At 36.9% G+C, this 13,052-nt stretch carries 10 protein-coding genes; 1 reads left to right on the forward strand and 9 read right to left on the reverse strand.

Annotated elements, in window-relative coordinates; all coding sequences use genetic code 11:
- Positions 1–198 precede the first annotated feature (198 nt).
- The 7 genes from ACE1MS_RS22555 to ACE1MS_RS22585 form a co-directional block, all read right to left on the reverse strand.
- Complete coding sequence (locus tag ACE1MS_RS22555) at positions 199–1,497, reverse strand: S1C family serine protease (RefSeq protein WP_332292102.1); 1,299 nt, start codon at positions 1,495–1,497, stop codon at positions 199–201.
- A 165-nt stretch (positions 1,498–1,662) separates the two neighbouring features.
- Positions 1,663–2,451: an MBL fold metallo-hydrolase gene (locus tag ACE1MS_RS22560; protein ID WP_332292104.1), complete on the reverse strand. Its 789-nt coding sequence runs from the start codon at positions 2,449–2,451 to the stop codon at positions 1,663–1,665.
- Complete coding sequence (locus ACE1MS_RS22565; RefSeq protein WP_012296200.1) at positions 2,451–3,272, reverse strand: two-component system regulatory protein YycI; 822 nt, start codon at positions 3,270–3,272, stop codon at positions 2,451–2,453. The genes ACE1MS_RS22560 and ACE1MS_RS22565 overlap by 1 nt, the downstream gene beginning before the upstream one ends.
- Positions 3,259–4,584, reverse strand: coding sequence for a YycH family regulatory protein (locus ACE1MS_RS22570; protein ID WP_031415815.1), 1,326 nt, complete (start codon positions 4,582–4,584; stop codon positions 3,259–3,261). Before ACE1MS_RS22570 ends, ACE1MS_RS22565 begins: the two co-directional genes overlap by 14 nt.
- Entirely contained in the window at positions 4,581–6,446 is a 1,866-nt protein-coding gene (gene walK / locus ACE1MS_RS22575) for a cell wall metabolism sensor histidine kinase WalK (RefSeq protein ID WP_036162489.1), read from the reverse strand. Before walK ends, ACE1MS_RS22570 begins: the two co-directional genes overlap by 4 nt.
- A gap of 5 nt (positions 6,447–6,451) precedes the next feature.
- Positions 6,452–7,165 (reverse strand): response regulator YycF, encoded by a 714-nt coding sequence (gene yycF, locus ACE1MS_RS22580; protein ID WP_031415820.1) that lies wholly within the window; start codon positions 7,163–7,165, stop codon positions 6,452–6,454.
- A 213-nt stretch (positions 7,166–7,378) separates the two neighbouring features.
- Entirely contained in the window at positions 7,379–8,842 is a 1,464-nt protein-coding gene (locus tag ACE1MS_RS22585) for a peptidoglycan DD-metalloendopeptidase family protein (RefSeq protein WP_036216209.1), read from the reverse strand.
- A 398-nt stretch (positions 8,843–9,240) separates the two neighbouring features.
- On the opposite strand from ACE1MS_RS22585, the gene ACE1MS_RS22590 reads away from it, so the two are divergent.
- The gene (locus ACE1MS_RS22590; RefSeq protein WP_051800251.1) at positions 9,241–10,104 is read left to right on the forward strand and encodes a YitT family protein; all 864 of its coding nucleotides are present in this window, start codon (positions 9,241–9,243) and stop codon (positions 10,102–10,104) included.
- A gap of 49 nt (positions 10,105–10,153) precedes the next feature.
- Here the strand turns inward: ACE1MS_RS22590 and ACE1MS_RS22595 are convergent, their stop codons facing one another.
- Together ACE1MS_RS22595 and dnaB are read right to left on the reverse strand one after the other, a co-directional pair.
- Positions 10,154–11,443, reverse strand: a complete 1,290-nt coding sequence (locus tag ACE1MS_RS22595; protein ID WP_012296206.1) for an adenylosuccinate synthase — start codon at positions 11,441–11,443, stop codon at positions 10,154–10,156.
- 236 nt (positions 11,444–11,679) lie between these two features.
- Positions 11,680–13,041 carry a replicative DNA helicase gene (gene dnaB, locus ACE1MS_RS22600; RefSeq protein ID WP_012296207.1) on the reverse strand — a complete coding sequence of 454 codons (1,362 nt, stop codon included), beginning with the start codon at positions 13,039–13,041 and terminating at the stop codon, positions 11,680–11,682.
- Positions 13,042–13,052: the final 11 nt, after the last annotated feature.

Raw genomic sequence — 13,052 nt, forward strand, 5'->3', positions numbered from 1 at the left:
TTTCGGTCTATGTTATCCACAATCTATTGTATCAAAGGAATAGCATCTATGGAAGAAGCCCCTTTTTCTCACTGTTTATTGTATAAAATCAGTATTCGCAATTTTCTAGTTATCCACAATATTTTATTAAAATACTTCTTTATCTCCACAAAAAAGCAGTGGAGATTATTTTTCAATCCCCACTGCTATTCATCTTTTTTACAATGAATTACCGTTTGTTAATGTAAGTGATAGTTCTACTAATTTACCTTGTCGGTAAACTTTTAATGTTAATTGATCACCAATTTTTTTCTCATTATATAGGTGTTTACGCAAATCAATAGCTGTTTCAATTTTTTGACCATCCATTTCCACAATCACATCATATTGTTGGACACCTGCTTTTGAAGCTGCAGAGTTATTCATTACATCTGTGATTACAACACCTGTTGTTACCTCAGCAGGTAATTTTAATGTTTGTTGTTGATAGAAGGCTGGGACATCTGTTAAGTCAGCTAATGAAATTCCCATAGTTGGACGTTTCATTTCACCATTTTTCTCTAGCTCCTCAATAATTGGAATGGCTGAATTAATTGGAATAGAGAAACCTAGACCTTCTACAGAGGATTGTGCAATCTTCATGGAGTTAATTCCTATTAACTCCCCAGCTAAATTGACAAGTGCTCCTCCACTATTCCCTGGATTAATGGCTGCATCTGTTTGTAATACTTCTTGTTGCCAGTCTTCTGTGCCATCACCGTTTAAGTCTACTGGTACAGAACGATCCTTACCTGAAACAACGCCTGTTGTCACAGAGCCATAGAAGTCTAAGCCAAGTGGATTACCAATTGCTATAACAGTTTCCCCTTGCTTTAACACATCAGAGTTACCAAATGTCGCTACTGTTTTTACATTCTTTGAGCTAATTGAAATGACAGCAAGATCTGTCCAAACATCGTGGCCCACTAATTCTGCCTGCTCTTTTGTTCCATCAGGCATTGTGACCTCTAATTGTTTAGCTCCTTCAATTACGTGATTATTTGTTACAATAAAGGCTTTATTACCTTCAATTTTATAAACTACACCGGAACCGCTTCCCGCTTCTTTTGTTGTTGTCGATTGAGGGCTCCAAAATCCTCCACTTATTACTTCTTGGATATTAGTAATACCCACAACGGCCGGAGAGGCTTTATCAACGGCTTTTGTAACATCTGTCGTCACCTCTGTGGCAACTTGGTTTATGGTTGTATCATTTTTCCCTGTATTACTTGATGTTGTACCAGGCATTTGGTTGACCAGACCCGGCATCATCAGCCATACAAGTAAGGCACCAATAATGACACCGACCAAGCCACTAAAGAAATAACCACCTTTTCCTCCGCCTCCACCTTTCTTTTTATGACGCTTGGCTTGCATTTCTTGCTCCTCGCGCTCTAATCTTTCTTGAAGAGGTGATTTCGGGATTTCTTCATTTTTTAGGAAATCACTGTTTTTATCATCATCTTGAAAGTAACTCATGTTCCTCATCCTTTCCTATACTGCTTTTGTTAATTGTTACCCTAATCTTACGATTCAAACATTAAAATCAGATGAAAAACAAATAAAATGGACATAAAAATAGCTGCTCGACACATTATTTCAAATGTGTCGAACAGCTTTAAGTCTTACCTAAATAAATAGTCGTTAAACCGTAACCAATTTTGTTGGCTCCTCTGCATCGGTATCAAAGAGATGAACATGCTCGCCAACCATAATGCCACAGGACTGTAAGGTTTGTGAGACACTCATGCGTGCTAGTTCTTTCATATTATTATCCTTACTTAAATGCGAAAGATAGATATTCGTAGTCTTATCAAATACAACCTCACTCATTGCAATCGCTGCATCTTCATTGGATACATGTCCTACATCGCTTAAAATACGACGTTTAATGGACCAAGGATAACGTCCCATTTGAAGCATATTAACATCATGATTACTTTCAAAAACAAACGAGTCAGCTCCGCGTATAATACCTTTCATACGATCACTAACATACCCTGTATCCGTGATAATAACAAGCTTGCGATTATTCTCATGGAACGTGTAGAACATTGGATCTGCTGCATCATGTGAAACAGCAAAGGATTCAACCGCTAAAGAGCCAAAATGCTTCACTGTATCCATATCAAATTCAAAGCGTTGCTCTACAGGAACTTCACCAATTAGTCCGTCCATTGCCTGCCATGTTTTGGCGTTTGCATAAATCGGTACACTATATTTTCGTGCCAGTACGCCTATCCCTTTAATATGATCACTATGCTCGTGTGTAACGAAAATACCACTAAGCTGCTTCACATTACGATCGATCTTTGTAAATAGCTGCTCCATCTTTTTGCCACTAAGGCCCGCATCGACGATAAAAGCGTAATCATCATTCTCTACATAAATCGAATTCCCTGTACTGCCACTTGCTAAAACACTAAATCGCATTATTCAACTCCCCAGTCTTCTTCTTCGCCCTCTTGCTTGTCCTCCTGGATTTCAATGACTTTGCCTTCGACTGCATTGACAAAATACTCTTCTGTTTCTCCATCCGATAATTTCACTCGTATCTCCCATGTTGGCACTAATACCTGTGTACGAGTTAATTTAACAAGTGTTGAGTAACCTAACTTCATTTGCGTAATACGTGAGTCTGGCTTGAGCGGTCCTTTTGCATATAAAGTTTGAATAATTTGAAGTGGAGGAATGACAGTTTCCTGTTGTTCCATTTCTTCAATATTATCAATCATTGTTTGTTCATACATTGTTACTTCATTGTTGGTATTCCATTTAATTTTCAATGAACCATTATAATAGAACATTCGATTATTCGTTTTTTGGAAAAAAACAGCGACTCGTTCTTCACGGTCTACTTTCCACAAAGCATAGGATGCTCCTTCATTTACGTTTGCAAGAGCAAAATCCGTAAAGCTTGCATCATCACTCACATTACGTAATTTAACAGGCTTGATGAAAATAGCACGTGCCTTTGTATTATTGTCCCTAAATTTTATTTGTTGATTGCTATTACTAAATTCATCTGTTGTGAATTTATGCACTTGAGCTGTCATATACGAAGCAGATTCAATATTATTTGGTAATGTGCCGTACGTAATATTATCATCCTTTAAACGAGCTTCTATTGTTTTTTCACCTGGAACCTCAATATCTTTCGCCTCATTATAGCGATTTACATAAAGTGAATATAAGAAGATGTTTAGAATTAAAAAAACGAATATAAAAATAGATTTTGTTCTATTCCAATCCATTTTTAACACCTCCTAAAACTTCAGGGGTTAGTTTAATCCAAGATCCATTACGAATGACAAACCAACATGGTTCAAATGTAAATATATTTAGTTCTTGATTTTGTGTTAAATAATAGCCCAAAACAATTTCATCAATATCTGCTAAGGCAATATTATTCGCATTTTTTAATCTTTCAGCAATATCTGCACCCGAAGGTAATTCCTTGATTTCCTTTTCAGCCTCAATATCCATATCTAATGAGAAATATGGACGTTTATAATGGAAAATCCGGCTATCTCCCCAAATTGTCGTCATTCGGGTAATGACATGATTACTATAGACCGGTAATCCCTGCAAATATAATTGATAATCCATTTGATTTTTATTGGTGCTAGTTGAAGCATAGCGGAAATCTGCAGTAAATCCTCCATGCTCATTGATAAATTCAAAGCTATCTTTTAGAAGTTTTGAAGGCTCAATTCGAATACTGCTTTCTGCAGCTGGATAAACATAGTTTAATGACTTTAGATTTGTATCTAATGTCATTAATGACATACCATCTGTATATTTTTCAGAAGATGCACTTTCAACATTACGTCGCACTATATTTGGATCTGTAAATAACACATTTTTAAATAATTCTGGTGTGATTTCTTCAATATAGTACGTAAATTTTACAGATTCCATTTTATTGCTATCTACATAAAGGGCTGTTTGATTTTCTCGCTCAATTTCTTTAAAAGCGCCATATTTTTTTGCAGGCTCTATGACTTCTTGTATAAATTGGCTCATGTTTGGCACGCTGACATGTGAGCGGAATAATGATTGGTTATTCCCACTAATGTAATAAACCATTAACTCTTTGGTGTTCGAATTACTCCAGTCAATAATCATACGATTGAAGGTTGTTTCTGGTAACTCTTTTTCAGCAAACTGAAAAATTGTGTTAAATGCTGAAAATGGAACCTCACCAGTGAAAAAGATGGTCATTCGATGATCTGCTCCAATAATTTGATTCACATAGTTTGGTGAAAGATTGTTGTTAACAGGCTCTAAATCTAGGACATTCCAGCCTTTAAATGTTTTCATCAAATTCTTCATCGCATTGTTAGATACTGTGCCTGTAAATTCTTCATCAAAACGGAAAATAGCCTTGTATGGACGAATAATATCCTCCATTTCCTTTTGCGGCTTAATTAAAATTTCCTTTCGCTCTGTATTTTCAATATATTTATAATCCGGTGTGTAAGTCCAAATTAAAAAGGTTAGAATCACACTTAGCATGACAAGTAGAAATAAAACAGCAGATTTAACTGGCTCTATATATTTCATTCCCACTCACCCGCCTCACCAAATTCATCTGCATCGTATGGTAATGTGAAGAAAATTGTCGTGCCTTGCCCTTCCTCACTCTCAGCCCAAATCTTCCCGCCATGTGCTTCAATCATTTCCCGCGCAATAGCAAGTCCCAAGCCTGTTCCTCCCATGGAACGAGCACGGGCACGATCAACACGGTAGAAGCGATCAAAAATGCGGCCTACATTTTCTTTAGGAATCCCCATGCCATCATCTGAAATCATGACTTTCAACATATCGCCTTGTCCAGTGAACCCAAAGCGTATATTCCCACCGTCTGGTGAATATTTGATGGCATTTGAAATGATATTATCAATGACCTGTGTCACCTTATCCGTATCAATTTCTACATAAAAGGAGGTTTCAGGGAATAATCGTGCAAACTGTACTTTATCAGACTTGGACATTTCAAAACGATCGATAATTCGGTTAAAGAATGAATTGAATAAGACAATATCTTTATTTAACTCATAATCTGAACTATCCATTCGTGATAATTGCAATAAATCATTGACTAGTCGAATCATACGTTCTGTTTCAGTTTGCGTTACATTTAAAAAGGTAGGCGCAATATTTTCATCCTTCCATGCACCATCTGCTAGTGCCTCGAGATAGCTACGCATTGTTGTTAATGGTGTTCTTAATTCATGTGATACATTCGATACAAACTCTCGACGATCCATTTCTATCTTTTCCTGCTCTGTTATATCGTGTAGTACAGTTATAAGACCATTAATAAAGCCTGTCTCTTTTTGAATAACCGAGAAATTGGCACGTAATATATAAGGAGCATCTGACGTACTAAAATTTAAATTGATAGCATCGCTCATATGAATTAAATCTTCAAAGCTATATTCCTGATCAATCCCCAATACCGAGGCAATGGGACGACCTAATGTAATATCTCTTGAAATATGCAGTAACTGCAGCGCCGGGTCATTAATTAAAATAATACGTCCCTTGCGATCTGTCGCAATAACGCCATCCGTCATATTACTAAGGACTGAGTCTAACTTTCGCCGCTCTGCATCAGTAGTGGATTGTGCCTCTTGCAAACGATTCGTTAAATGATTAAAGGTAACGGCAAGCTGACCTATTTCATCCGTACCATATACTCTTACCTTGCGAGAGTAGTTGCCCTTTGCCATCGCTTGAGCCTGCTTTCGCATATCAGCAATTGGTTGTGTAATTGTTCGCGCAACGAGAATACCTAAAAAGATGGTAAAGACTAACGACATAGCTGTACCGCCAAGGAAAATACGGTTAATTTCATTCATTTGTTCAAAAACGGACTCAATATTCGCTTCAATATATAGAACACCAATAATTTCATCATCTGGCCCTGCACCAGCTCGAATTGGGTTTGCTAATACCCATACTCGATTCCTCGTTTTGTTATCAAGTTTAATGATATCAAAGAGCGTTTCAGCAGATATAGCACGACGCACAAGGTCTGTGTTAGAGCGTTGTCCTATTAAATTTTGATTCTCAAGCTCAGATGTTGCCAGTATCCTTTGTCTATCATCAATGACACGAATTTCTAAAATATCACCATTAGAAACATCTCTTAAACCAGTTGAAAACTCCATAACGATTGATTTCAAGCTTTCCTCTAGTTTAGGCATGCTTTCATCGCGTTCCTTTAAAATTTCCTCACGAAGACTATATTGCATCAAGTCAACTCGCTGAAAAATAGAATCTTGGAAGTTGCTCTTCAAATTTTGTTCTAACTGACGGGCGAAATAAATACCGATAATTTGTAAAGCAAGCAATATTAATAAAATATAAATTAGCACGAGTTTGACATGAATGGATTTAAAGAAGCTCACTTTCTGCATTCCTATTACTCCTGTTCAGGATTTCGTAAGTAATAACCTACACCACGTCTTGTGACAATCCAAGCAGGGTGACTAGGATTATCCTCAATTTTTTCACGTAAACGACGAATTGTTACGTCAACAGTACGAACATCACCAAAATAGTCATAGCCCCATACCGTTTGTAATAAATGCTCACGGGTCATTACTTGGCCAATATGTTTGCCTAAATAATGTAGCAGCTCAAATTCCCGATGTGTAAGCTCAATGGCCTCATCACGCTTCATTACTAAATAAGCATCTGGTTGAATAACAAGGGATCCTACAACAATTTCGTTTGATTCCTCTTCTGCCTCTTCTGCTACAGGTGCAGCAACCTGTAAACGTCGCATATTGGCCTTTACACGAGCAATAAGCTCTCGTGTACTAAATGGCTTAGTAACATAATCATCTGCACCCATTTCTAAGCCTAAAACTTTATCAATCTCAGAGCCTTTAGCCGTCAGCATAATAATAGGGAAGTCATATTTTTTTCGTACCTCTCTACACACTTCCATACCATCACGCTTTGGCAGCATTATATCTAGGAGCATTAAATCTGGTTGTTCCTCCTCAACCCTCTTTAGTGCCTCATCCCCATCATAAGCACAAATCACTTTATATCCTTCTTTTATTAAATTAAATTGCAGAATATCTGCGATTGGTTTTTCATCATCAACAACTAAAATTGTTTTGTTCATTCATTTTCTCCCTTTCGTTTTTTATCTATTCTTAAACATTTTGTAATTGTAAGTTCACTACTCTTAACTCTATCATGCTTTCAGTTTCCTTGCATTAATCGTTCATCAATCACTTTAAATACTTTGACATAATGGGCTATATTTCAACAAATATTTCTCGGGAAATAATAGAAAAGACAGCCCACTATTTGGACTGTCTACTATTCAAAATGTTTATCGACCTACATATGATAACGGGTTAACTAATGAACCGTTCTTTTCAACTTCAAAGTGTAAATGTGTGCCTGTCGAATTTCCAGTAGAACCCATAATACCAATAACAGAGCCCTTTTCCACTACTTGTCCCACTTCAACATTAATAGAAGATAGATGTCCATATAGTGTTGTATAGCCATTATTGTGATTAATAACAATGCGATTACCATAGGTACCAGACGTACCAGCTGCACTAACTACACCATTATCAGCAGCCAAAATATTATAGTTACTTGGACGAGCGATATCGATTCCACGGTGGAAGGCGCCCCAACGTTCACCCATACCACTTGAGATATAGCCTCCTACTGCTGGCCATGAAAATTCTCCTGTTCCACGTGAAGAGATTACCTTTGTCCCTACTACTTCAATTTGATCCACTGGCTCTTGGACAATAGTTTCTTCTAATGCTACTTTTGATGTTTGTTTACCATTTTCAGATGTTAAAGCGTATGTTGTTTCTTTTTTACCGTTAGCGCCTTCTTGCTTGACGACCTTTTCACCTTTATACATGGTAGGATCTTCTTCCACTACTTTTTTGAATGGAATTACATCTGCTACTTTCTTTTTCTTTTTAACCTCAAGATTTACAAATGGCTTAGCCACCGTTACATTTAATTCCTGCCCAACTTGTAAAACAGTATCAACTGTTACATCTGGGTTTAAAGCTAGAAGCTCACTTGTCGTTAGATTATGCTTTTTGGCAACAGAACCTAATACATCGCCTGATTGAATTTTATAGCTATCTTGTTCAAGGAAGCCGGTCATTAAATAGTTTACAGCTTGCTCAGGTGTTAAGATTTGAGTCGGTGTAACTTTTTGTGATATCCCTGAAACTTCCTGTTTAAACGAAATATCTAAAAGTCGTGATTCACCTGCTTGTAATTCTGGAAAATTAATGGTAGATTGCTGGTTTTTCGTTAATTTATCTAACTCTTGCTGAGAAATATATTGTAGCTTCAACAATTGAACTGTTTTTTCATAGGCCTCTGTATTTTTTAATGATACGACTGGCTTATGATTTACTAGTAATGTAAAAGCATCGGATTTTGCTACTAATGATTGCTTAAGTTTTGATAATGTTTCTGCATCTTTTGTTTCATTCGTAAAAACTTGTTCCGGGATTATTTTGACAGATGAGCGAGCATCAATTGATAATTCTTTGAATTGCTGACTCGCTTCTTTTTCTTTTGATGTAATAATTTCTTGAATAGCATTCTCGTTAGATACTGCACCAATATAGTCTTCTCCCACATAGACGTGATATATTTTATTTAAATTTTCTTTCGTATGTTCTTTAGCAAAACCCATATTTATCGTTAGGCTCGTCATTAAAACTGCTATAATCGAAACCTTTTTGAAAGAAGAAAAATTGTAGGTGAATCTATTGTTTTCTTCTTTTTTATTCCAAAACGAATTCATCAATAAAGCCCCTTCCAACTTTCCCCTGTGGTAGGATGATTTACCCACAAGGATTTTTTGCACCCTTATAATGTACCATAAAGAAAAAAGCGTTTGAATGATTTCACTCTTTTGTAATGTAAATGTATTATTTATCTACTAATTGTTACATAGAAAACATTTTATATAGTTGATAAATACTGTATTTTTATTCATTAAATGGGTGTTGAACAATGTTATTTGTTTTATGAATAACCATATACTTTGCCATTGGTATAGTATTCTTTTGTTATTTTCAAGTGAATTTAGGCATAATACTTTTTACTTTTTTAATATTCCGATAAAATATAAAAGAAGGCACATTATGGATTGGAGCGATTAAATTGAGTGATTCACAGACCTCTGATATGGCAACTAAAATGTTGCGGCATCAGAAAAGTAACATGCGTAAAACATTGCTAAGAATTATTATGGTATCGTTAGGTGCAATCATTATGGCTTTGGGCTTAGAGTTATTTTTAGTACCCAACCATATTATGGATGGAGGCATTGTAGGTGTTTCCATTATTACATCTCATTTATTACATTTACCCCTTGGTATTTTCATCTTCATTTTAAACTTACCTTTTATTTTTTTAGGCTATAAACAAATTGGTAAAACCTTTGCACTGTCTACAGGTCTAGGTATTACAGTACTCTCTACAGCAACACTTGCCTTACATAACCTACATCCATTTACGGAAGACACATTATTGGCTACAGTTTTTGGTGGAATGATTTTAGGAGTTGGTGTCGGTATTGTCATCCGTTATGGCGGTTCTTTAGATGGAACTGAAATATTGGCTATTTTATTTAATAGTAAGACTCCTTTTTCAGTTGGGGAAATAATAATGTTCTTCAACATCATTATTTTTGCAGTGGCTGGATTTGTATTTAACTGGGAACAAGCCATGTACTCCATCATTGCTTACTATATTGCTTATAAAATGATTGATATTGTCATTCAAGGTTTGGAAGAATCTAAATCAGTTTATATCATAAGTGATGCTATTGATGAAATTGGACAAACCATCATGGATCGACTTGGCCGTGGTGTGACGTTTCTTCACGGTGAAGGGGCTTATACAGGAAATGATAAAAAGGTCATCTTTACTGTCATTACTCGTTTAGAAGAATCCAAACTGAAAACAATTGTTGCGGATATTGATGACAATGCATTTTTAGCCATTGGTAATATTGCAGAGGTAAAAGGTGGTCGCTTTAAAAAGAAGGATATTCACTAAGAAAAGGGCGTACCATATACGGCACGCCCTTTTTATTGTTTTTATTTAATTATGCTTCCCAAACATCTACTAAAACGTTTGTTTGCTCACGAGCAGGTCCAACTGAGAAAGTAGCGATTTGAATACCTGTTAATTCGCTAACACGCTCTACATAGCGTCTTGCATTTTCAGGTAGCTCTTCTAAAGTACGGCATGCTGTTACATCCTCAGACCAGCCTGGAAGCTCTTCATAAATTGGTTCACATTGTTCAATAATATGAAGGTTTGCTGGGTACTCTGTAATCGTTTCACCTTTATAGTTATAGGCAGTACAGATTTTTACTGTCTCTAAACCAGATAAAACATCAATTGAGTTAAGTGCCAGATGTGTAATACCACTTACGCGGCGTGAGTGACGAACAACTACAGTATCGAACCAACCTACACGGCGTGGACGGCCTGTTGTTGTACCATATTCTCGACCAACTTCACGAATTTGCTGACCTACTTCATCAAATAATTCAGTAGGGAATGGACCATCACCTACACGAGATGTATAAGCTTTAGATACCCCAATAACACTTGTTACACGTGAAGGACCAACACCAGCACCAATCGCTACACCACCTGCTACAGGATTTGAAGATGTAACATAGGGATACGTACCTTGATCGACATCAAGTAAAATCCCTTGTGCGCCTTCGAATAATACTTTACCGCCCTCATCAAGTACATCATTCAAAATTTTAGATGTATCTGTCACATATTTTGCAATTTCTTGGCCATAGCCATAGTATTCCTCAAAAATTTCTTCGAAAGTAAGACCTTCAACTTCATAGAATTTCTCGAACAATTTATTTTTAATGGCTAAATTATGACGTAGTTTTTCTTCAAAAATATCCTTATCAAGTAAATCAGCCATACGGATACCAATACGAGCTACTTTATCTTGATAACATGGTCCGATTCCTTTACAAGTTGTTCCGATCTTATTATCACCGCGGCTTTCTTCATCCGCAATATCTTGCTTGATATGATAAGGCAAAATCACATGCGCACGATTAGAAATACGTAAATTATCTGTATTTATGCCACGCTCTTGTAAGCCTTTTAGTTCTGTTACTAATGATTTTGGATTGACAACTAATCCATTACCAATAACTGAAGTTTTTTCTTTATAGAAGATACCTGATGGAATTAAATGAAGTTTATATGTTTCACCATCAATTTTAATAGTATGTCCTGCATTATCTCCACCTGCAAAACGAGCGATTGCATCGGCTTTTTGCGAAAGGAAATCTGTAATTTTACCTTTTCCTTCGTCTCCCCACTGTGTTCCTACAACTACTACTGATGTCATAATCAGCACCTCCGTTAGATACCTGTGTATCTCAATTTTTAAGCCTCAACCATTGTAACAATGATAGAAACACCTCGTCAATAAAAAACAGTGAAAAAACACGAACATAAAATCAAAAAATCTGATTTAACGTTCGTGTTTAATAACAGAATGGTATGAATATTATCGAACATTCAGATTAATTCAGTCTAAGGTTAATTTGAAAAGGCAATTTATCTGAATGACGAGCAACATGACTAATCACGTGGCGGTGGCGGTGGCATTTGTGACCAATCCACATTAATGAATTTATTGAACTCTTTTTTAAAGGCAAGTGTAACTGTCCCCGTTGGACCGTTACGTTGCTTTGCAATAATAATTTCGATCATATTTTTACTTTCAGACTCTTTATCGTAATAGTCATCACGGTATAAAAAGGCTACAATATCTGCATCTTGCTCAATACTTCCCGATTCACGTAAGTCACTCATCATCGGACGTTTATCTTGTCGTTGCTCAACTCCACGAGATAGCTGTGATAGGGCAATAACAGGTACCTTTAATTCACGTGCTAGTCCTTTTAACGATCGTGAAATCTCCGATACCTCTTGCTGACGGTTTTCCCCTGGTTTCCCGCTACCTTGAATAAGCTGTAAATAATCAATAAGGATCATTCCAAGCCCATTTTCTTGTGCTAAACGTCGACATTTTGCACGAATTTCATTAATGCGAACACCTGGTGTATCATCAATAAAAATCCCCGAATTCGATAAACTACCCATTGCCATAGTTAGTTTACCCCAATCTTCCGTAGTTAAAGCACCTGTACGTAAAACTTGTGCATCAATATTTCCTTCTGCACAAAGCATACGCATGACAAGTTGCTCTGCACCCATCTCTAAAGAGAAGATGGCAACATTTTCTCTTGCCTGTACGGCAACGCTTTGCGCAACATTCAATGCAAAGGCAGTTTTCCCTACGGATGGGCGGGCAGCTACAATAATTAAATCGTTGCGTTGGAAGCCAGCAGTAATGTTATCTAAATCACGGAAGCCTGTCGGTATACCCGTTACATCTCCCTTTTGCGATTGAAGCTGCTCTATGTTATCGAAAGTTTCCACTAGCACGTCTTTCACATGCTTAAAGTCCCCAGCATTCTTCCGATTAGCAACCTCCATCATTTTTTTCTCTGCTTCGCCTAGTAATGCCTCTACTTCGTCTTCTCGTGTGTAGCCATCTTCAACAATTTTAGTAGCAACACGAATCAATCGACGTAACAGTGCCTTTTCCTCAACGATTTTGGCATAGTGAGCGACATTGGCAGCTGTAGGGACAGCATTGGCGAGCTCTAGTAAATAGGATAGCCCGCCAACGTCTTCAATCTCTTTTTTAGCTGATAATTCTTCCGTAACTGTTACAACATCTATTGCTTTCCCTTGATCACTTAACCGCAGCATTGTTTCAAAAATTTTCTTATGGGCATTTAAATAAAAATCATCTGCCAATAAAATTTCCGATGCCGTGATTAAAGATTGTGGCTCAAGGAAAATAGCACCGATAACCGATTGCTCCGCCTCCCGGTTATGCGGTGGAACGCGGTCCATCATCGGTTCGTTCATGGATCGTCGCT

It is taken from the genome of Lysinibacillus sp. fkY74-1 (assembly GCF_053165895.1).

Excerpts from the sequence above, each read along its gene's own strand:
- walK (WP_036162489.1), bottom strand. The coding sequence starts at position 6,446 with ATGCAGAAAGTGAGCTTCTTTAAATCCATTCATGTCAAACTCGTGCTA.
- yycF (WP_031415820.1), bottom strand. The coding sequence starts at position 7,165 with ATGAACAAAACAATTTTAGTTGTTGATGATGAAAAACCAATCGCAGAT.
- dnaB (WP_012296207.1), bottom strand. The coding sequence starts at position 13,041 with ATGAACGAACCGATGATGGACCGCGTTCCACCGCATAACCGGGAGGCG.
- ACE1MS_RS22590 (WP_051800251.1), top strand. The coding sequence starts at position 9,241 with ATGTTGCGGCATCAGAAAAGTAACATGCGTAAAACATTGCTAAGAATT.
- ACE1MS_RS22555 (WP_332292102.1), bottom strand. The coding sequence starts at position 1,497 with ATGAGTTACTTTCAAGATGATGATAAAAACAGTGATTTCCTAAAAAAT.
- ACE1MS_RS22595 (WP_012296206.1), bottom strand. The coding sequence starts at position 11,443 with ATGACATCAGTAGTAGTTGTAGGAACACAGTGGGGAGACGAAGGAAAA.
- ACE1MS_RS22560 (WP_332292104.1), bottom strand. The coding sequence starts at position 2,451 with ATGCGATTTAGTGTTTTAGCAAGTGGCAGTACAGGGAATTCGATTTAT.
- ACE1MS_RS22585 (WP_036216209.1), bottom strand. The coding sequence starts at position 8,842 with ATGAATTCGTTTTGGAATAAAAAAGAAGAAAACAATAGATTCACCTAC.
- ACE1MS_RS22570 (WP_031415815.1), bottom strand. The coding sequence starts at position 4,584 with ATGAAATATATAGAGCCAGTTAAATCTGCTGTTTTATTTCTACTTGTC.
- ACE1MS_RS22565 (WP_012296200.1), bottom strand. The coding sequence starts at position 3,272 with ATGGATTGGAATAGAACAAAATCTATTTTTATATTCGTTTTTTTAATT.